Source organism: Anaerococcus degeneri (assembly GCF_017874475.1).
GTDB classification, from domain to species: Bacteria; Bacillota; Clostridia; order Tissierellales; family Peptoniphilaceae; genus Anaerococcus; species Anaerococcus degeneri.
On record NZ_JAGGLO010000011.1, the window covers coordinates 37,919 to 57,115 of the forward strand.

Consider the following 19,197-nt stretch of genomic DNA (forward strand, 5'->3'; position numbering starts at 1 on the left):
TTTACTTTCCTTCCTTATTTTCCTTAATATTTGCTTTTTTGAGGGCTTCCTTGTTTAAATCAAGGCCCAAAATCTCTGCTGTTTCCTTATTTACAAGCATTTCTAAGTCCTTGGCATCTTCAAAAGGAATTTCTTTTATCTCCTTATTTTCCTTAAGAATTTCTGCCGCCATCTGGCCAGCCCTTATACCGATTTTCCTGTAATTAACTCCTTCAGCAATTAAGGCTCCGTTTTCAACTGAACCTTCGTCAAAGGCAAGGCTTGGAATTTTCTCATCTTTCAAGGTCTTGGCTATAACTGGCATTGCATTTACAACAACATTGTCTGTGACAGTAACCATGGCGTCTGTCCCTGATTTTAGACTAGCAAGAGCCTGAGGAATGTCGTTGATTGATGAAACGCCTTGTTTTTTAAAGCTTAATCCCCTTTCCTTGAGGGCCTTTTCTAGGGCTTCGATTTGGACAAGAGAATTTTGTTCATTCGTGTTATACATAGTAGCGAAGGTCTTAGTTTCTGGATAAATTTCCAAAAAATCATCAAGAACCTTAGCTGGGTCGACATAATCGGAAACTCCGGTGATATTTGCTCCAGTTCTTGTATTTTCATCCACAAGACCTGCCCCGATCGGGTCTGTGACGGCCGTAAATAAGATTGGCCTGTCGTTAACTATATTATAAACGCCTTGGGCAGCAGGAGTGCCTATGGTGTAGATAAGGTCTGCCCCCTTGATTTTAAGGTCGCTTGCCAACTGGGGAATTAGGGAAATATCCCCTCCTGCCCTGTGATCGATTAGCTTGTAGGAAAGACCTTCCTTATCAAGTTCCTCCAAAAATCCATCCCTAGCCGCATCAAGTGATGGGTGGTCAGCGATTTGAATTATCCCAATTATGTATTCTTTTTTCCCTTCCTTGTTGGCACAAGATCCCAAAATGAAGATTGCACCAAGGGCCATAATCATCCCAGTTATTTTTTTTCTTAATAATTTTTTCATCTCTATTCCTTTCTAATAAAATCTCAATAAAAAAACTCGCCCTAACATAGGACGAGGTCAATTCGTGGTACCACCTAATTTCATAATCTAAAAGATTAACTCAACAGAAGTCTAACAACTTCTTGCTTCAGATAACGGTAGCTTCCGTAATAGCTTACTAACTTCGGCTATTCTGCTTACAGAGGGAATAAGTTTTGATCCTTACTAAGACTTGCACCAACCGTCTTTTCTCTAAAGTAATTCAATAAAACCGTCTTTCTGTACTCACATTTTATTTTCTATAATAATACATCAAAATTCATAATATGTCAAGGATATTTTCAAAACTTATAATCAAAATAAAAAGCAAGGATTAAAAGCCCTTGATTTTCAAATATAAAAAGGTAGCAGGCTCATGGCCTACCACCTTCATTTTTTAAAATTTGTAATTATTCATATTTTGGCCTGCTATGGCGACTGTTGACATGTTGTGGATTAGGGATGAATTTGTATTTGACAAGAGTCCCAAAACTCCTAGGATAATTAAGCTTGAATTGATGCCTACTATCTTCCTGTAGTCAGCCTTTATCCTCTTATCCATGGCCTTAGCAAGTTTAATTGCATCTACTAGGCCCTCTAGGCTATCTGTGCCTATGGATATATCAGAAATTTCCTTGGCTATGTCAGCTCCTTGATGCATGGCTATGCCAACATCTGCAGCTGAAAGTGCCACAGAATCATTTATGCCATCGCCAATCATGATGACCTTCCTACCTTCAGCTTTCTTTTGTCTGACGTAGGCTTCCTTATCTTCTGGGAGGACTTGGGATTGGTAGTAGTCAAGGCCTAAACGTTTAGCAACAGAAGCTGCTGCATTTTCTGCATCACCTGTGAGCATGGCAATTTCCTTAAAGCCTAGCTTTCTTAAATCTTTTATAACACCTGCTGCCTCTTGTCTGATTGGGTCTTCTATACAAAGGACAGCAATTAGCCTATCTGCAAAGGCCAAGTATAAAAGTGAATAATTTTCCTTTAATTTATCAATCATTTGCCTTGTTTGGTCAGAAATTTTAATGCCCTCATCTTCTAAAATGAAGTGCTCTGATCCAATTAGGGCCGCCCTGTCAGCTATATAGGCCCTTATACCATGGGCTACGATATATTCTGGTTTTGAGTGCATCTCCTCGTGGTGGAGGTCCTTATCCTTAGCCGCCTTCACAACCGCATTGGCGATTGAATGTGGGAAATGTTCCTCAAGGCAGGCTGCTATTCTCAAACACTCATCCTCATTTATATCTGTAAGGGCAATAACCTTGGCAAGGCTTGGTTCTGACTTAGTCAAAGTTCCAGTCTTGTCAAAGACGATGGTGTCAGCCTGGGATAGGTTTTCTAAAAATCTTCCGCCCTTGACTATAACATCCATATCTGATGCCTGGCTAATTGCCTTCATTGTTGCTATTGGAATTGTTAATTTAAGGGCACAAGAAAAGTCTACCATCAAGAATGATTTAGCCTTGATGAAGTTTCTTGTAAGTAGGTAGGTGAGTCCTGCTCCTATAAAGGAGTATTTTACAAGGGAATCAGCCATACTTTCCGCCTTTTTCTGTGAAAGTGACTTATTTCTTTCGCTTTCAGAAATGAGGTTTATAATGTGGCTTAGCCTTGAATCATCGTATTTTTTGCTCACCCTAACAAGGATATTACCTTCTTCGAGGGCTGTACCTGCAAAGACAATTGACCCCTTGTTTTTCTTAACAGGTTCGCTTTCACCTGTAAAGGATGCTTCATTGACCATGGCAAGACCGTCTACAACCTCACCGTCAACCGGAATTGTAGATCCCATTTCAACTTCAACAAGGTCTCCTATTTCCACTTCCTTAAGAGGTTTTAGGTATTTTTCGCCGTCTTCGACCACAAATACCTTGTCAATATTTAAGGCAAGGGAATGGGCCAAATCGTCTTGAGATTTCTTAAGTGTGTAATCTTCTAATTTCTCACCTAAATCCAATAGGAACATAATATTGGCCGCATCGCCAAATTCCCCTGTTGCTAGGGACACAGAAATAGCTGTGGCATCCAAAAGATCCACATTAAGCTTTCTTTGGCGGATAGCCTTTAAGCCGTCCCTGATAAATGGATAGGCCCTAAGCATGATAAAATATGGGCCTAGAGGTGCTGGTATAAAATACCTAAAGAAAATTCTCCTATAGAAAGCATCCCTCAAAATCCTAAAGATATCCTCTTCCTCTTGTGGGTAGAAATCAGGATCATCTATAACTAAGTCTTTTATTGTTTTTAAATCAAGGTCTAGGATAAACCTGGCAAGGTTTGGAAGACTTCCCTTTTCAAATGTAACTGTAAAGGAATTTGCAAGGGGATTTACCTTACAAAACTTAACTCCCTCTAGACCTTGGACTAGATATTTTAAATTATTGGCTAGGTCAAAAGAGAGGTCTTCCTCATAGACAAACCTAGCCCTAGTATCTAGCCTGTGGGCTAAACTTGCCCTCATTATTTATCTTCATCCTCTTTGATTTCTGCCTTGATTTCTTCTTTTAATTCTTCTTTGATTTGGTTAATAAGGTCTTCTTTGGCAACCTCATCTATATTAAGCTCTGCTTCTTTTTTAGCCCTTTCTAAATCTTCTTTAGCATTGGCTTCCTTAGCTTCTGCAACTATATCATCAGCAGAAACTCTTACTTGTTCTACTGTTTTGTCGATTGATTCCTTAACCCTAAGGCCACCTGCAACAGCACCTACAGCGGCTTTCTTAGCAAGCTGTGAGCTTAGAACCTTGCCACCAAGAGCACCAACTAAAACGCCTGCACCGATTCTAATAAACTTTTTACTTACCATATTACTCTCCTTAAAATATATACTAATATTGTATAAATATTGTAATATAATTATAGTTAATTATTTTACGAAGTCAAGTTTTTTAATGTTTTTTTATCCCTCTAAACCTTGAATTAACAATAATGATTCCCTTTATCTATACGATTTTGTTTTTAAGTTTAATTGATGTTGATAATGATTATTATAACCAAACTTACTTATAATGAATATCCATTCATATGAAGGCTTATTCTTGCATAAAATTTTGCTAGAAGCTTCTCCTAGCAAGTATAATATAAATGAAATTAATGCAATTTGTATAAGGGAGGATTAAATGAAATCAAATAAGCCACATCTTCCAATCTTTGGAGTTGGCCCAATCTACGTCCTATCTTGTTTGGGCCTAACAGTCCTAGGCTTAGTTTTAAATTATAGGGGATATTTAGAAATCGCTAAAGTTGACAAGGCTAAAACAGTTTTTGTAATTATGGGTTTTATCTTGATAATTTTAGGCCTATACTTATGGGTAAAAGCTGTTTTGATACAAAAAATAAATGCAAAGGTCAAAGATGAAATACTTATTACTGACGGAGTTTATGGGATAGTCAGAAATCCTGTTTATACCGCTTTTATATGTATTTTTACTGGGATTCTTCTATTTGCAAAAAATTATCTCTTGTTAGTTTTGCCAATTATTTTCTGGATATATCTAAGCTTGTTGATGAAAATGAGTGAAGAAAAATGGCTAAGGGCCAAGTTTGGCAAGGAATATGATTTGTATTGCAAGAGGGTAAATCGAATAATACCCCGGTTTCCAAAAAAATAAGCATTTAAAAAGCTGGTAAACGATAGGCCCAAGCCCTTAAAGCAAGGGCCTTTTCTAAATTTCATACCAGCTTTTTTCTAATCGTATTTTAAGGTTGAATACAAAATCGCCTTCACAGCAGGAATCCTGTTTTCAGTTTGATCGAAAACCATAGATTTATCAGACCTAAAGACCGAATCAGCAACTTCCATTCCATTAAAATCCCAATCTTTCATGTCTTCTGGGAGTTTGGCTAGGACTTTTTTCGCTAGATTTGACTTTTGGTCGTGGAAGGCTGGCAGGCAGTGCATGAAAATCGCATCCTTATCGCACATAGCCATGACCTCATCAGTCACCCTGTAAGGGTAGAGCCTTCTTATCCTATCCATAGGTGGGTCGTCCTTTTCTGTAAGGGCAATCCACATATCAGTGTAGATTATATCAGCATCTGCAACTGCTTCTTCTATATCATCTGTGTAAATTACATCTGAGTCGTGCTTGTCGGAAAATCTCCTAGAAAGTCTGACCAGGTCTTTTCTCGGGAAAAACTTCCTTGGTCCACAGCCTACGAAATCTATACCAAGTTTTGAACAAGTGATGACAAGCGAGTTAGGCATAATATCGCCAGGATAGCCAAGATATGCAAGTTTTAGGCCTCTTAGATATCCAAATTTTTCCCTAATGGTAAGCATATCTGAAATCATCTGAGAAGGATGAAACATATCTGTCATAGCATTATAAATTGGCACTTCTGTAATTTTTACCAATTTTTCTAGGAGGTCTTGCTCGTGGCCCCTATAGACGATCCCGTCATAATATCGATCAAAGACAGAAATGGTATCCTCAATCGATTCATTTTCGCCCATTTTTGCCTGGGTGTAGTTAATAAAGGATGTAGTCATTCCCAAATCAGCCGCTGCTATCTCAAAGGAAGTCCTAGTCCTTGCTGAAGCCTCCTCAAAAAGAAGGATAATATTTTGGCCTTCTAGGTATTTGTGAAGCTTTCTTTGGGCTTTCAATTCCTTGAATTTTTCTGCCAGGTCTATTAAATATAAAATTTCCCTCTCAGAAAAATCTTTGAGGGCTATAAAATTTCTTTTTCTTAAATCAATTCCCATCTTATTCTCCATCTATAACTGTGTCTGAAAAGACAATTACTAGGTTAATATCCTTATTTTTCATCTCCAAAACCCCGTATTCCACAAGGTAGACCTCAGGGTTGTCCTTGTATCTCATATCAGGTCCCCCATCCTTGTTTGTGTGTAGATAGGTCTTTTCTATTAGGGTCGCATCGGCGATTTTTTCCTCTTCTAGGAAATTTTCGCTCCTTAGGTCAACTTGTAAATCCTTGTAATCAAGAGCCTTATTTGCCCCATTTTTATTTATCAAAAGTGCGTCTGGAAGAAAAGATAAAGTTAGATCTCCTGCCACAAGGCTATGGACCTTGACATTTGTTGATAAATCGCCAGGAAGACCATCATTAATCTTTAATTCTTTTCTAGCTGTGATTAAATTCCTATCATCATCTGCTTCTATTCCTTCGACCAACCAAACCTCATCACTTTCCAAAATGCCCGCCAAAAGCTTATTGGTAAGGTCATATTCATCCTTGGCCCCACCTTCAAAATCGTATTCGATTTCAACAGGATTTGCCTTTTTGTAAAAATACATAAGGGCTCCAAGTATTGCGATTAACACAAGGAGAGGCTTAACAAAAGTTAGGATAATTCCTAAAACAAAAACAACTAAACCCGGCTTTCTCAAAGGATATTCATAACCAGCTTGGTCTAAGACATCCTTAAGGCCTGTTGATTCCATGTTTTTAAAATCAAGGCCAAAATCTCTTGACTCGGCTCCATTTTCTTCTATTTGTCTTTGGCTATTTCCTTTTTTGTTTGCTTTTTTTGATCCACCGCCAAAGGGGTTTGAGAAATCTTTTTGGTAGGAAAGGCCTGTGCCTGGTATATAGGCAGTTGTCCTAAAGCCGCCATTTGCTTTTTTTGTCACCCTAAAGCCCTTGCCGCCCCATGAAAATCCCGGTCCGGACTTGGACATATTAATCCTAAAGCCCTTGCCTAAATTAATACTTTTTCTAAATCTAATTCCCATTTCAACCTTCTTTCTTTAAATCATTATACCCAAATACTGGCTTTTGCATAAAAAACATTTATTTTATTTTTAAAATCTAACTTTAATAATATTCGCTTGACTTTTGGTTTTTCCTAGTATAATGATAATAGAAGTTAAGATATTTAAAATATAAGTTTAATAAAAGGAAGTTTTTATGAATAAATTAAGAAAAATGATACCAAGATATTTTAGGGCCCTTAGAAATAAGGAAACACCTTTAATGGCAAAGATTCTCGCACTATTTTCACTCGCCTATATACTTTTACCAGCAGATGTTATTCCTGATATCTTCCCATTTGTAGGCTATATAGACGATGCAGTTTTAACAGCAGGCCTTCTTTATTTTTCAAATAAGATGATTCCTGAAGAAGTAATTGAAGAAGTAAAGAAAATAGAAAATTAAAACAAAGCAAGCAAAAATGGATCTCAAAGGATCCATTTTTAATTGCTTCTATTATTCAGCTGCTAGGACTCCACCGTCTACAACAAGGCCTGCTCCGTTAATAAACTTAGCGTTATCGCTTGCTAAAAATAGGCAAGCTTTTGCTATATCAACTGCACCTTCATGGGCAAATTCTTTGGCAATTTCCCTACCAATTCCAGAATTTGCTCCCGTTACAACTACCGACTTATCTTTAAATCTAGTAAAAAATCGCCTTTACTCTTTGCCTATCTTTTACCCTTAAAATCAGTTTACTAAACTAAAATTATTCGACAGTTACAGATTTTGCGAGATTTCTTGGTTTGTCAACGTCAATACCCTTGGCAATAGAAGTGTAATATGCCATTAGCTGGGCTGGAATTACTGTTAAAAGTGGGTAGAGAATGTCCATTGTCTCTGGGATTTCAAAAATTTTCCCGCTTGTCTTTTCCATTCTCGCATCCTTGTGAGATGTGATAATAAAGACATTAGCTCCCCTTGCTACGACCTCTTCTACATTTGAGAGAGTCTTTGCTGTGAGATTTTTCTGGGTCATAATGGCAATAACTGGTGTATTTTCCTCGATGAGGGAAATTGTTCCATGTTTTAGTTCACCTGCTGCAAAGGCTTCAGTGTGGATATAGGAAACTTCCTTTAGCTTAAGGGCCGCCTCGATACTTGTTGCATAATCAAGGCCCCTGCCTATAAAAAATAGGCTATGCTTATCTTTGATTTCTTCTGCAAATTCTTTTATTATATGGTCATCCTTTAGGATTTGATCAATTCTTTCTGGGATTTCCCTTAAGTTTTTAATAATTTCTTCATAGGTGTTTTTATCAAGCCTGCCTAGTTTATTGGCAAAATCTAGGGCAAGGAGATAGAGGTTTACGATTTGTGTTGTGTAGGCCTTGGTAGATGCCACTGCTATTTCTGGGCCAGCGTAGCAATATAAAGACTTGTCCGCCTCCCTATCCATGGATGAGGCTAGGGTGTTGGTAATAAGCAGGGTCTCTGCTCCCTCGTCTTTAGCTAGTCTTAGGGCCTTTAGACTATCTGCAGTTTCTCCTGATTGGGAAATTAGGATTACAAGAGTATTTTCATCTAAGAAAGGCTCATTATACCTAAATTCTGATGCTAGATCGCAAAAAACAGGGATTTTTGTAAATTTTTCAAGGGCCCATTTTCCTACCAACCCAACATTATAGGCTGTACCGCAGGCTACGATATAAATTCTCTTGAATTTCTCGATTTCTTCCTTAGTGAAAGAATCTCCATCAAAACAAATATGGTCATTTTTAATATTTAATTTTAAAAGCTCCTTAATTGCAGGGCCCTGTTCGTTAATTTCCTTGATCATAAAGTGGTCATAACCGTCTTTTGTAGCTGCATCCACAGACCAAGTTATTTTTGTGACCTTCCTTTGAGCTTCTTGGTTATTTTCGTCATAAATAGTGTAAGAATCACCATTGATGTCGATTAGGTCCCCATTTTCTAGGTAGATTACATCCTTGGTGTATTTGAGTAAGGAAGGAATATCACTTGCCATAATTAAGTCATCACCAGCAAGACCAAGGACAAGAGGACTTTCTACCCTCAAACCGATTAGCCTTTCTGGTTCGTCAACTGAAATAATCCCGCAAGCAAAAGAGCCTTCCAGCCTTTCTTTGGCTTTTTCAACAGCTTCTAAAAGGTCGCCCTCATAGTATTTTTCAACTAGGACCGCTATGACTTCTGTATCTGTAGTAGACTTGAAAGTGTAGCCTTGATCTTCGAGTTCCTTTTTTAATTCTCTGTAGTTTTCGATAATACCGTTGTGGACGACAGCAATCCTACCATCATTTGAGAGGTGAGGGTGGCTGTTGATATCACTTGCTTCTCCATGGGTTGCCCACCTAATATGACCTATACCAATATTTCCACTAACAGGATTTTCTTCCAAGGCCCTTTTAAGGTTTTCTATCTTGCCTGCCTTCTTTACGAAAGAAATCTCTCCCTCATTAATCACAGCTAAACCTGCTGAGTCATAACCACGGTATTCGAGCTTTTCTAACCCGTCAACAATCACTTCCCTTGCATCAAGCCTTCCTTTGTAACAAACTATTCCGCACATAGTGCCTCCTTATTAAATTATTTATGAGGCCACTGTGTCTTCTCTGTCACAGAAATTGCTCTCTGTTTTTGTCTAACACTAAGGCTGTGAACCCAGGAAGCTCCCGCCGAATTTTCGATAACTTCCTCCCTCGTCATCCCAAAGGGATCTGGCGCTTTTAAATTTTTACCTCATCATTTTATTATATACTTTTTTGTTTATTATCCAAGATTTTTATCCGAGATAAATTATCTTTTCACTAGGTGAGTCTATTAATCCAGGATTAACATCTTTTTTCTTCAATCCGAGATTGAACTTATCTTATAAATGTTCTAGGTCATTTACATGACCACTCCGTAACTGGGGGAACCCCAAGGGGGCTTTCCGCATGCCCCCTCATCTGGTTCCCCCAGGCCCCCTTTCCGTTTCACCCCCAGGCGGCCCCTATGGCGGGGAGCAAATAAGGTAGATTTTCTTCGAAAATCTTTTTTTAATAGGGATTACGTCTTCGTTTTGGTTTTTCTTTTGTCTAACTTTTTAAAATCCCAAGCCTCCTAAAAATTGCAATCTCGTCTGACTTGTACTTTTTATTTTAAAATTAGTTCACAGTATCTATAATGCTTTTATTCGTAAAAAGCTGTCAGTGCAATTTTCTTTACGGATGCTTGGTATTTTAAAATACACAATCTTGTGATTTTTTCTTCTTTGTTTGAAAATAAACACTAATTTAGCAATGTTTGGCGAAGCCAAACGAGGCTGGTAAAATCTGGAACTTCGAAGTTAATTCTCTAATCTACTGTCAAAGATTTCTAATCAAGGGTTGCGTTAAGAAAACTGATTGTTTGAGGCGTAGCCGAGTTATCAGTTTTTAGCAGCCCGAAGATTAGAAATCAGTGGGGATATAAAAATACCAATACAAGGTATTTCTCTCTACTAAAAAAAGCTTGCCGAATAGGCAAGCTTCTGCTTCTGCCCTCCGCCAAGGAGCCGCTCGGGGGTGTAGCCGAGAGGGGTTTAAGGGGAGGCGGGTGAGGGACCCTGCGGAAGGTCCCTTGGGGTTCCCCCAGATACGGAGGGTCATGTAAATGACCTTAATTATTTTTATGATACAGTTAATCTCGGATTAACGGCTAAGGAACGTAATCTTTTTCTTCCGATTGCTCCTATTCATCGCACTCTACAGAAAAAATTACATAAGGTTTTTCATAAATTTCTACTTCGGCGCTTTGCACCTTGAGAAATTTTGAAAACCGTAAAAACTTTTATTTAAAAGTTTTTACTACCATTAATGGTTTTCTGGAATAAAAAAACCAGAATTTATAAAAATCCTGGTTTTCAAACTTACATAAAATATGCTATTAAGAATATTGGGGCGAGTAAAAGGAGTACGATGGGCATGAAGACTCTCATGGCTGCTAGAAACATTGCTAGCTTATCGCCTTTTTCTAGGTTGTCCCTATCTAGGAGGTCTTCTTTTGCTTCGATTTCCTCTCTAGTTTTTCCCTTAAACCTGTCTATTGGTCTTTTCATATAGCACTAATTTCTTCTAATTCTTTGTCTAATTTGGCTCTTTCTGCCATAACCTTAGCGTGGGCTCTTTCTTTTTCTTCTTCAGACACATCCATTAGGTGGCAAGCTACGAAGTGGCCGTCGCCAACGTCTTTGAGTTCTGGCTCAAAGTGGGCACAAATGTCCATGGCGTATTCACACCTAGTGTGGAACCTACATCCCTTTGGTGGCCTTACAGCTGAAGGTATATCGCCTTCAATTATTGCAAGCTCTTGACCTTGATCAACGTCAGTTCTTGGTATAGCTTGTAGCAAGGCTTTTGTGTATGGGTGGAGTGGATTTTCGAATATCTTTTCAGAATCTGTTAACTCTACCATTACTCCCAGATACATTACACCAATCCTATCAGAAATATATTTTACAACTGAAAGGTCGTGGGTTATGAATAGGTAGGTTAGGTTGTTTTGTTCCTTCAAGTCTTGAAGAAGGTTTATGATTTGTGACTGGATAGATACGTCAAGGGCAGATACTGCCTCATCGCAAACTATAAAGCTTGGTTTTAGGGCAAGGGCTCTTGCTATACCTATTCTTTGTCTTTGTCCACCTGAGAATTGGTGAGGATATCTGTGAAGGAAGTATGGGGCTAGACCGCATTTTTCCATTGTTTCTTGGATATATTCGTTGTAGCCTTTCTCGTTTCTAGACTTGAATAAATCGTGGCCTAGAACTCCTTCGCCGATGATATTTCCTACAGTCATCTTGGTATCTAGAGATCCATAAGGGTCTTGGAAGATCATTTGTAGGTCCTTGCGGAGTTGTCTCATTTCTTCCTTGTTTAATTCTGAAAGGTCGATACCTGTGTCAAGTTGACTCTCAAGCTCATCAAAACCTTCTTTAACTCTAAGAGTATCTCTATAGGCTTCGATTTCAACTCTTTTTTCTTCTACTCTCTTAGTTATTTCATCAGCCTTATTTTTTAATTCCTTATATTTTGGATCTTCATCTAGGATTTTATAGTAGTCATCCCAGGTTCTTACCATCATTTGAGACTTTTGCTCAAATTCTTCAATAGCAGTATAAACCTTGGCTCTTTCCTTTAGGACTTGGTATTCTCCGTTAAGGAGATTTGCTACCTTGCCTAGGTCATCTGAAGCAAGAAGTCCACCTGCAATTCTTATCATATTTAGGTATTCTTCTTCGATTGCACGGCGTTTGAACATTGCTTTTTCGTTATTCATTGCCCTGTCTTCGTCGGTTTCAGATTTTTCTAAATCTTCGTAGATTTTATTTAATTCTTCTAATTCCTTGTGGTAGTTAGGGAATTTTGATGGGATTTTACCAATCATCTTGCCCATATATTCTGGAGCAAGTTCTTCTAGAGTTTTTCCGTAATAAAGGGTTGTTCCCTCTGTTTGTTCATAGATTTGTAGAAGTGTCCTACCGAAAGTAGACTTACCACAGCCTGACTCTCCTACAAGACCAAGTGTTTCACCCTCATAGATGTCTATAGATATAGATTCGTTGGCGTGTACATATTCGCCTGGGCCCTTATTGAAAAAGCCTTTTTTCTTAAGAGGGAAATATTTTTTGAGGTTTCTTATCTTAAATAAGACCTTCTTGTCTTTATTTTCCATCTTCTCTTTCCTTTCTATTTGGGTAATGGCACCTGATTAATTGGTGTTCATTTACTGCCTGTAAATCTGGCATCTCTTTGACACATCTTTCTGTAGCAAATTTGCACCTTGCCGCAAACTTACAACCATCTGGTAAGTTTAATGGGTGAGGTACAGAACCTGGTATAATATCTAATCTCTCATTCCTATCTGAAGTGATAGATGGGATAGAGTTTAGAAGGGCTACAGTGTATGGGTGGTTAAAGTCTGTTATATCACGTTTGAAGATGAATTCTACTGGTGATTGCTCAACGATTTGTCCACAGTACATTACAGCGACTTCATCAGCCATTTGGTTAATAACACCGAGGTCGTGGGTGATAAAGAGAATTGATGTACCAGCCTTGTGCTTAAGGTCATTCATTAGCCTTAGGATTTGGGCTTGGATTGTTACGTCGAGGGCTGTAGTTGGCTCGTCAGCTATTAAAAGCTTTGGCTCACAAGCAAGGGCCATGGCTATCATAACCCTTTGGTTCATACCACCTGATAATTCAAATGGATATTGCTTAGTAACTACATGTGGGTTTGGGATTTTAACAGCTGCAAGAAGTTCTAGAACTCTTTCAGCAGCTTCTTTTTTATTCATGCCTTTGTGAAGCATAAGTACTTCTGAAAGCTGTTTTTCTACAGTAAATACAGGGTTTAGAGAGCTCATTGGCTCTTGGAAGATCATAGAAATCTTATTTCCCCTGATATGCTCCATTTGGCTTGTTTTATATTCAGAGATTTTTTCTCCATCAAAGATTATTTCACCACCATAGATCTTTTGGTTAGCTTCAAACAGTTGGAGAATACTCATAGCTGTCTGACTCTTACCTGATCCAGACTCACCTACAAGACCTAGGGTTTTTCCAGCGTCAACAGACAAGGTTACGTCGTTAACAGCCTTGATTAGACCACGTCTTGTAGAAAAGTAGGTATGAAGATTGTTTATTTCTAGTAAGCTCATAATTTCACCTATCTCTCGTTTGCTCTTGGGTCGATTGCATCTCTTAGGGCATCACCAATAAGGTTAACTGAGAATGATGTCAAGAATACTGCAAGGGCTGGGAATACCCATCTCCACCAGTAAGTATTTAGTACATCCGAACTTTGGGCAGCTGTAAGCATGTTACCCCAAGATGGTGTAGGCTCTTGAACACCGAAACCTAAGAATGAAAGACCACTTTCAGTAAGAAGGTTGCCTGCGTAACCAATTGTCGCATTTACTATAACAATTGATAGGACGTTAGGGAGTATGTGCTTAACCATGATTGACCAATCCCTTACACCAAGGGCCTTGGCAGCTGTGATATAATCCCTTTCACGTTCTGCAAGGATTTGTCCACGTACCAAACGTGCAAGTCCAGTCCAACCTAGGATACCAAGTAAGATCATAACCATAGTTATTCTTTGCTCTTGGCTAGCTCCTGGAGGAAGTAGGGCAGATAGGGAAATAAGCATTGGGTAGAATGGGAAAGATGCAACAATCTCTGAAATCCTCATTAAGATATTATCAACTCTACCGCCGACAAAACCAGATACCATACCTATTAAAACACCAAGTCCGATTTGGATGATTGTTGAAATTAGGGAAATTACCATGGTCATCTTGCCGCCGTGGATAAGTCTTGTAAAGATATCACGACCTTGGTCATCTGAACCAAACCTAAATCCGTTTAGTCCCCAAGTATTAATTTTTCCTTCTTTATTTACTGCGTAGACATTGAAGTAGTTTGAGAAAATTTGGTCGAATTCGCCATCAGGAGTATCAAGCTCTCCGTAGTTTTCAATACCCCATTGATGAGCCTTGCCATTTTCATCAAGAGCTGTAATTATTGAATCACTTGCTTCTATATCTACGATTTTAGCGTCAAATTCTGGAATAGAATCTCCAGATAACTTATCTCTAGATGGACCCCAAACATAAAGTTTGCCATCTTCTGTGAGGGCTGCTGCGGAATTGGCTGTAAGAACTGCTTTTTTAGCCTTAACCTTACCTTCTCTAAGCTCAGCAGGCATAGCTGTATCATTTTCAGCACCTCTTACACCGAGGAGATCAACAGACCCATCTTTTTTGGTTACTATTACGTTAATTGTGTTACAATCAAAGTCTACAACCTGGCCTTGGATAGCAGATGGGATCATATCAAGTCTTGAAGCAAGAGTTGAACCCCAGATTACAAGGTTACCTTTGTTTGTAAGTACAACTGAATATTGGGTACCACCACCAAGTTTTGCAATTCCCTCTTCTTTGATTTTGGCTTCTTGCATTGGTGGAACTTTTGTCTGGTCAAAGGTTTTATTACCCCAACCATAAATTTCATTATCTTCTGTAGCAATTATGATATGTCTATCACCAGCTGCTACGTCTTTTATTTTTTTGCCTTTGATTTTTTCTTGGATGTCCTTTGGTATATTTAGAACATCATCTTCGTTGTTTGAACCCCAAACATAGATGTTGTTTTCTTTTGTAAGGCCTACTGCGAAAGTATTACCTATAGAAATTTTTTCAACACCTTCTTTTTCCATTTCGCTAGGATAATTCATATATCCTGCTCCTGGAGAAACGTTGGTTAGGTTACCTTGTGAATAGTATTGGTTAAATGGTAGCATCTTTGAACCAACAAAGATTACAAGAACAATTGCTAAAAACATAGCAAGTCCTATAACACCAAGTGGGTTTCTAAAGTAGTTTCTAAGAGCAACCTTACCTGGTGACATAATGGCTTCTTCTTTTAGCCTGTCATTTTCTGGCTCTTCCTGTGGGCCACCTTCTAAATTTGCATTAAGGTCATTTGTTGGACCTTCTGTCTCTGGAGATGGGGTAGGATTTAAATCATCTTCCATTCCGCTTGCAAAGGTAAATCCTCTCAAAAGATAAGTCTTGAGGAAGCCAAAATAAGATTTAAATGGTTTTTTTAATTTTCTATTCATATTAAGCCTCCAACTTAACTCTTGGATCTACTAGGGCATAGGCTATATCCATTAAGAGGTTGCCTAGAAGGGTAAGGACGGCATAGAACATTGATAAGGCCAGAATTACGTTGTAGTCTTGCGCCATTACCGCAGAAATAAGCTCATTACCGATTCCTCTGTAGGAGAAAATCCTCTCTGTGATGGCAGAACCTGAGAACATACCAAGAACAGCCCATGTTAATGCTGTAACTACTGGAATTAACGCATTTCTAAAGGCGTGAGAATACACTACTGTTTTTTCTTTAAGACCCTTTGACCTAGCTGTTCTGATGTAGTCTTGGTCAAGAGCGTCTAGCATGGAGTTTCTTACATATCTTGAAAGAGATGCAAGAGAACCTACTGTTAATGTTAAAGTAGGTAGGGTTAGGTATTTTAACCATTCTCCAAAAGTATTTTCCCTAGGCATACCATTTGCTGGGAACATCTTTAGCCTAAAGGCAAAGAAAAAGATCATTATAAGTCCTATAAAGAAGGTCGGTATAGATAGACCTACTAGGGTTAATGTTTGGGCCGTCTTATCATAGATGCCCCCCTTTCGGGTCGCCGACCTAATTCCTATTAGCACCGAAAGTACAAAGGAAATTATTGTAGAACCGATATTTAAGTAAACTGTATTTTTAAGTGGTTCAGATAGGTATTCCTTAACAGGTCTTCTAACTCTGGTAGACTCGCCAAAGTCGCCTTTAAGGGTCCTGCCTAGCCATCTTACATATTGTTCTGGTAGAGGCTTGTCATAGCCATACCTTGCTGATAAGTTCTTATACATCTCTTCTTTTTGCGCCTTGGTCATCCTACCTGTAGTAGGGATCATTGCCTGGATTGGGTCACCTGGCATGGCCTTGGAAAAGGCAAAAAGCATGATAGATATAATAAGAGCTACTGGTATTAAGTTTATTATTCTCTTAACTATATAACGTAACATATATATCCTTCCTCTTTTGATTTAGGCGGGCTTTTATGTATTGGTCAAATATTTCAATTAATTTTAGGCCCAATCCTAAATCATATAATTTATACCTACAATAGTATAATATTTGAGCCTTTTTGTCAACCTTATAGTTTATAAAAATCCTAAAGTTTTACAAATGATAAGGCTTATTTCATACATTTTGTGAATATTTATAAAATTTTGTAAATATTGATAAGAATTTCACCATAATTTTCATTGGGTGTAAAATAATTTTATTTAAAGAAAAGCCCGCATTTAAGCGGGGATTTCTTTAATTATTTTTCTTATCCTTATTTTTCTAGTGTCATGGCATTGATTTGGTATTCAGATTCCCAAAGTGGAGTGTTGATATCAAAGCCTTTTACTCTCTTTGAATAACCGGAGTGGTTTTGGTTAGCATATAGAGGAATTTCTGGCAAGTAGTCGTTGTACCACATTTCAAATTGTTCCCAAGTATCTAAGTAGCCTTCCTTATCCTTAGGGTCTGTTTGACGAAGCTTAACTGTTAACTCATCTGCCTTTGGATCGTTGGTTTTTGTTCTGTTATCAAAGCCCTTAGAGTTGTATTGGTAATATGGGTCAAATGGTGTACCAAAGTCTGTACCCATGTTGAATGCTGTATATTCTGCGTCTTCTTTAGGGAAGTTGTAGTATTCAAGTAGGGTTGCGAATGATCCACTTGTTACGTTGTATTCCATACCAACTTGCTTTGCGTTTACTGGCACCTGGTTAGAAATAAGTGTTGTAATTGGAGATTCGTCTGAACCGTATTGGTTAACTTGAAGTTTTTTGCCGTTTTCGTCGTATCTATAGTAGTCAAAGCCATCTGGGTTTTTAGCAAATTCTTCATCTGCCTTTGCCTTATCCCAAGGTGTTTTGCCGTCTGCTTCAAACTTGTATGGAGTTTTGTCTAGAAGAGCATTTGCTGCTTCAAGGTTTAGTTGGTATTTCTTGAATTCTGGATTTAATTCAAGGTCAGCCCCTCTTTCCTTATACATCCATTGGCTGGTGCCGTACATACCGTTTGTTACAACGCCGTAACCACCTGCATAGGATTGGACGAAGGAGTTCCTGTCCATAAGTTGAGCTATCGCTTGTCTTACTTCCTTATATTTAGTTGCTCCCCTGTCTGTTAGGAAGGTTACGTTGCCGTAGCCGTTTCTTTCAAATGTGTTATAGCCACCAATCTTGCCCGCTTCAGCTGCAGCTCTCATTTGGTCAATTTTCGCACCATCAACTTCAGCTTCCCAAAGATCGATGTCGCCATTTTCAAGTAGGTCTACTGCTATATTTTTATTTACAGTTTGTAAAATAATATGAGGAATTGTAGCCTTTTCACCCTTGAAGTTACCAGCGTAATTTTCGTTTAGGTCAAGTTTAACCATGTTGTTTGCAAAAGAATTAAACTTGTAAGGACCATCTACTACTGATGGATTTGTCCTGTATTCGTTGGCTTCTCTAAGCATAGCATCTTCTATAAGAAGTTCTGTTGGGTCTACGTCGCCTTCTTTTTTAGCTTCAAGTTCTTTGATTTTTTCTTCGTGGGCTTTTTTAGCTTCTTCGTATTCTTGTTTTTCAGATTCTGTTACGTCATCAGCTGTATCGATGAAAGCCCAGTCTTCTTCAAAGTCTTCTTTGGCTTTTTGGATAGTTGTATCAAGGTTTTTAAAATATCTTTCCTTATCTTCGTCAGTTACTTGGTAGCCATCTTTAGCCACAAGTTTTTTACCATCTTCAGAAACTGTTAGGTTGTCTGTAATAGCATGGAATGGTGCTGGTCCATATCCCCTAAGAGCTGCCGCTTCGAAATATGGTAAAAAGTCAGATGAAATTGTTGCTTTGAAAGTATAGTCATCTACTAATTCTAATCCATCTAGGAAATCCTTATCTCCATTGTGATATTCTTCATAACCCTTGATTGTATCAGCACCGATGTTTGTTGAGCCTGTTACTACTTGGTAGGCTGGGTGAGATGATAAAAGTGAACCGAAGAGGTAGTTTTTAGCTGTAATTGGGCTACCATCAGAGAATTTAAGGTCTTTTTTTATGGTGAAGGTAGTTGTTTCTGATCCGTCCTCATTAGTAACGATTTCTGGTTCCTTTTCGAGAACTGCCATATTGTTTACCCATTGGCCACCCTCGTCTTGAACTACTGTTGAATAGCCGTTGTTGCCTTCAATACCCATGTATCTTCTAGCTTTTACGTCTGTTTTGTTGTTTGTCCAACCACCGATGAAGTCGCCGTTGATTTCTTCTACACCAATAACAAGGGTATCATCTGATGTTTGTTTGGCAAAGTCTTCTACAGATTCTTCTGCGCCTTCTTGACCTTCTTGGCCTTCAGCTGGTGCTTCTTGACCTTGGTTAGCATTTGTGTCGGCGGTTTGGTCTGCTTTATCTGTTCCACCACACGCTGCAATCGTTGTCATAAGGCCTAAAGCCATAAGTGATGAGAATACTTTTTTAATCTTCATTCTTTCCTCCCTAAAATATCTTACTTTATACATTGATTTTAACTTATTGAACTTTTATTGTCAAGCTTTTACACACTTTGTTAGATATGATTGTATATTTATCTATTTCAATAATATTTTTTCCATGATTTGTTATTTAAATCAACAAGTTTTACATCCTGTGATTGTTTACTCTTAGCCATCGTCAAAATGACCTATAGGAGGATTTTTTTATTAGAACTTTCTCTAAAACAAATATAATTTTAATCCAAGAAAACATTTTTTTATTCATTCCATATGCACAAAAAAGGGCTCTTTGTCAAATCGTGTTGGTAATTAAAAATCAACTACATTCTTTATCGGGGATAGAAATTTCTATCCCCGATTTTTAACTAGCAAATAAAT

The 19,197-nt window shown here is 38.2% G+C and carries 15 protein-coding genes, 1 pseudogene and 1 other annotated feature; of the genes and pseudogenes, 2 read left to right on the forward strand and 14 right to left on the reverse strand.

Features of this window, described 5'->3' with window-relative positions; all coding sequences use genetic code 11:
- Nucleotide 1: 1 nt before the first annotated feature.
- From J2Z38_RS09115 to J2Z38_RS09125, 3 genes are all read right to left on the reverse strand, one after another.
- The gene (locus J2Z38_RS09115; protein WP_209774958.1) at nt 2-991 is read right to left on the reverse strand and encodes an ABC transporter substrate-binding protein; all 990 of its coding nucleotides are present in this window, start codon (nt 989-991) and stop codon (nt 2-4) included.
- 44 nt (nt 992-1,035) lie between these two features.
- Nucleotides 1,036-1,265 (reverse strand) — a binding site (T-box leader).
- A 141-nt stretch (nt 1,266-1,406) separates the two neighbouring features.
- Nucleotides 1,407-3,482: a heavy metal translocating P-type ATPase gene (locus J2Z38_RS09120; RefSeq protein WP_209774960.1), complete on the reverse strand. Its 2,076-nt coding sequence runs from the start codon at nt 3,480-3,482 to the stop codon at nt 1,407-1,409.
- Nucleotides 3,482-3,826 carry a DUF6110 family protein gene (locus tag J2Z38_RS09125; protein ID WP_209774962.1) on the reverse strand — a complete coding sequence of 115 codons (345 nt, stop codon included), beginning with the start codon at nt 3,824-3,826 and terminating at the stop codon, nt 3,482-3,484. The genes J2Z38_RS09120 and J2Z38_RS09125 overlap by 1 nt, the downstream gene beginning before the upstream one ends.
- A 313-nt stretch (nt 3,827-4,139) precedes the next feature.
- Between J2Z38_RS09125 and J2Z38_RS09130 the strand changes: the two genes are divergently transcribed.
- Complete coding sequence (locus tag J2Z38_RS09130; RefSeq protein ID WP_209774964.1) at nt 4,140-4,631, forward strand: methyltransferase family protein; 492 nt, start codon at nt 4,140-4,142, stop codon at nt 4,629-4,631.
- Between the two features lie 77 nt (nt 4,632-4,708).
- Here J2Z38_RS09130 and argF read toward each other — a convergent pair whose 3' ends face one another.
- Together argF and J2Z38_RS09140 are read right to left on the reverse strand one after the other, a co-directional pair.
- Complete coding sequence (argF, locus tag J2Z38_RS09135; RefSeq protein ID WP_209774966.1) at nt 4,709-5,728, reverse strand: ornithine carbamoyltransferase; 1,020 nt, start codon at nt 5,726-5,728, stop codon at nt 4,709-4,711.
- Between the two features lies 1 nt (nt 5,729).
- Complete coding sequence (locus J2Z38_RS09140; protein ID WP_209774968.1) at nt 5,730-6,719, reverse strand: DUF4236 domain-containing protein; 990 nt, start codon at nt 6,717-6,719, stop codon at nt 5,730-5,732.
- Nucleotides 6,720-6,894: 175 nt separating this feature from the next.
- Here J2Z38_RS09140 and J2Z38_RS09145 point away from each other — a divergent pair, with 175 nt between their 5' ends.
- Nucleotides 6,895-7,143 carry a YkvA family protein gene (locus tag J2Z38_RS09145; RefSeq protein ID WP_209774970.1) on the forward strand — a complete coding sequence of 83 codons (249 nt, stop codon included), beginning with the start codon at nt 6,895-6,897 and terminating at the stop codon, nt 7,141-7,143.
- 51 nt (nt 7,144-7,194) lie between these two features.
- On the opposite strand, the gene J2Z38_RS10730 is transcribed toward J2Z38_RS09145, so the two are convergent.
- The 9 genes and pseudogenes from J2Z38_RS10730 to J2Z38_RS09185 form a co-directional block, all read right to left on the reverse strand.
- A complete protein-coding gene (locus J2Z38_RS10730; protein ID WP_404800246.1) occupies nt 7,195-7,326 on the reverse strand; it encodes an SDR family oxidoreductase in 132 nt (43 codons plus the stop codon).
- Nucleotides 7,306-7,359 (reverse strand): annotated as a pseudogene (locus J2Z38_RS10780) (hypothetical protein); the annotation flags it as partial. The pseudogene J2Z38_RS10780 and the gene J2Z38_RS10730, both read right to left, overlap by 21 nt.
- Before the next feature lie 88 nt (nt 7,360-7,447).
- Nucleotides 7,448-9,271, reverse strand: a complete 1,824-nt coding sequence (glmS, locus tag J2Z38_RS09155; RefSeq protein WP_209774972.1) for a glutamine--fructose-6-phosphate transaminase (isomerizing) — start codon at nt 9,269-9,271, stop codon at nt 7,448-7,450.
- A 1,320-nt stretch (nt 9,272-10,591) separates the two neighbouring features.
- Complete coding sequence (locus J2Z38_RS09160) at nt 10,592-10,780, reverse strand: hypothetical protein (RefSeq protein ID WP_209774973.1); 189 nt, start codon at nt 10,778-10,780, stop codon at nt 10,592-10,594.
- Nucleotides 10,777-12,393 (reverse strand): oligopeptide/dipeptide ABC transporter ATP-binding protein, encoded by a 1,617-nt coding sequence (locus tag J2Z38_RS09165; protein WP_209774975.1) that lies wholly within the window; start codon nt 12,391-12,393, stop codon nt 10,777-10,779. Before J2Z38_RS09165 ends, J2Z38_RS09160 begins: the two co-directional genes overlap by 4 nt.
- Entirely contained in the window at nt 12,383-13,381 is a 999-nt protein-coding gene (locus J2Z38_RS09170) for an ABC transporter ATP-binding protein (RefSeq protein ID WP_209774977.1), read from the reverse strand. The genes J2Z38_RS09165 and J2Z38_RS09170 overlap by 11 nt, the downstream gene beginning before the upstream one ends.
- Before the next feature lie 8 nt (nt 13,382-13,389).
- The gene (locus tag J2Z38_RS09175) at nt 13,390-15,348 is read right to left on the reverse strand and encodes an ABC transporter permease subunit (RefSeq protein ID WP_209774979.1); all 1,959 of its coding nucleotides are present in this window, start codon (nt 15,346-15,348) and stop codon (nt 13,390-13,392) included.
- 1 nt (nt 15,349) lies between these two features.
- A complete protein-coding gene (locus J2Z38_RS09180; protein ID WP_209774980.1) occupies nt 15,350-16,312 on the reverse strand; it encodes an ABC transporter permease in 963 nt (320 codons plus the stop codon).
- 317 nt (nt 16,313-16,629) lie between these two features.
- Nucleotides 16,630-18,813, reverse strand: a complete 2,184-nt coding sequence (locus J2Z38_RS09185) for an ABC transporter substrate-binding protein (protein ID WP_209774982.1) — start codon at nt 18,811-18,813, stop codon at nt 16,630-16,632.
- Between the last annotated feature and the right edge of the window lie 384 nt (nt 18,814-19,197).

What these genes read in the sequence shown, in the direction of transcription:
- J2Z38_RS09160 (WP_209774973.1), bottom strand. Translation starts at nt 10,780, where the DNA reads ATGAAAAGACCAATAGACAGGTTTAAGGGAAAAACTAGAGAGGAAATC.
- J2Z38_RS09165 (WP_209774975.1), bottom strand. Translation starts at nt 12,393, where the DNA reads ATGGAAAATAAAGACAAGAAGGTCTTATTTAAGATAAGAAACCTCAAA.
- J2Z38_RS09120 (WP_209774960.1), bottom strand. Translation starts at nt 3,482, where the DNA reads ATGAGGGCAAGTTTAGCCCACAGGCTAGATACTAGGGCTAGGTTTGTC.
- J2Z38_RS09115 (WP_209774958.1), bottom strand. Translation starts at nt 991, where the DNA reads ATGAAAAAATTATTAAGAAAAAAAATAACTGGGATGATTATGGCCCTT.
- glmS (WP_209774972.1), bottom strand. Translation starts at nt 9,271, where the DNA reads ATGTGCGGAATAGTTTGTTACAAAGGAAGGCTTGATGCAAGGGAAGTG.
- J2Z38_RS09130 (WP_209774964.1), top strand. Translation starts at nt 4,140, where the DNA reads ATGAAATCAAATAAGCCACATCTTCCAATCTTTGGAGTTGGCCCAATC.
- J2Z38_RS09140 (WP_209774968.1), bottom strand. Translation starts at nt 6,719, where the DNA reads ATGGGAATTAGATTTAGAAAAAGTATTAATTTAGGCAAGGGCTTTAGG.
- J2Z38_RS09125 (WP_209774962.1), bottom strand. Translation starts at nt 3,826, where the DNA reads ATGGTAAGTAAAAAGTTTATTAGAATCGGTGCAGGCGTTTTAGTTGGT.
- J2Z38_RS09180 (WP_209774980.1), bottom strand. Translation starts at nt 16,312, where the DNA reads ATGTTACGTTATATAGTTAAGAGAATAATAAACTTAATACCAGTAGCT.
- J2Z38_RS09185 (WP_209774982.1), bottom strand. Translation starts at nt 18,813, where the DNA reads ATGAAGATTAAAAAAGTATTCTCATCACTTATGGCTTTAGGCCTTATG.
- argF (WP_209774966.1), bottom strand. Translation starts at nt 5,728, where the DNA reads ATGGGAATTGATTTAAGAAAAAGAAATTTTATAGCCCTCAAAGATTTT.
- J2Z38_RS09145 (WP_209774970.1), top strand. Translation starts at nt 6,895, where the DNA reads ATGAATAAATTAAGAAAAATGATACCAAGATATTTTAGGGCCCTTAGA.
- J2Z38_RS09170 (WP_209774977.1), bottom strand. Translation starts at nt 13,381, where the DNA reads ATGAGCTTACTAGAAATAAACAATCTTCATACCTACTTTTCTACAAGA.
- J2Z38_RS09175 (WP_209774979.1), bottom strand. Translation starts at nt 15,348, where the DNA reads ATGAATAGAAAATTAAAAAAACCATTTAAATCTTATTTTGGCTTCCTC.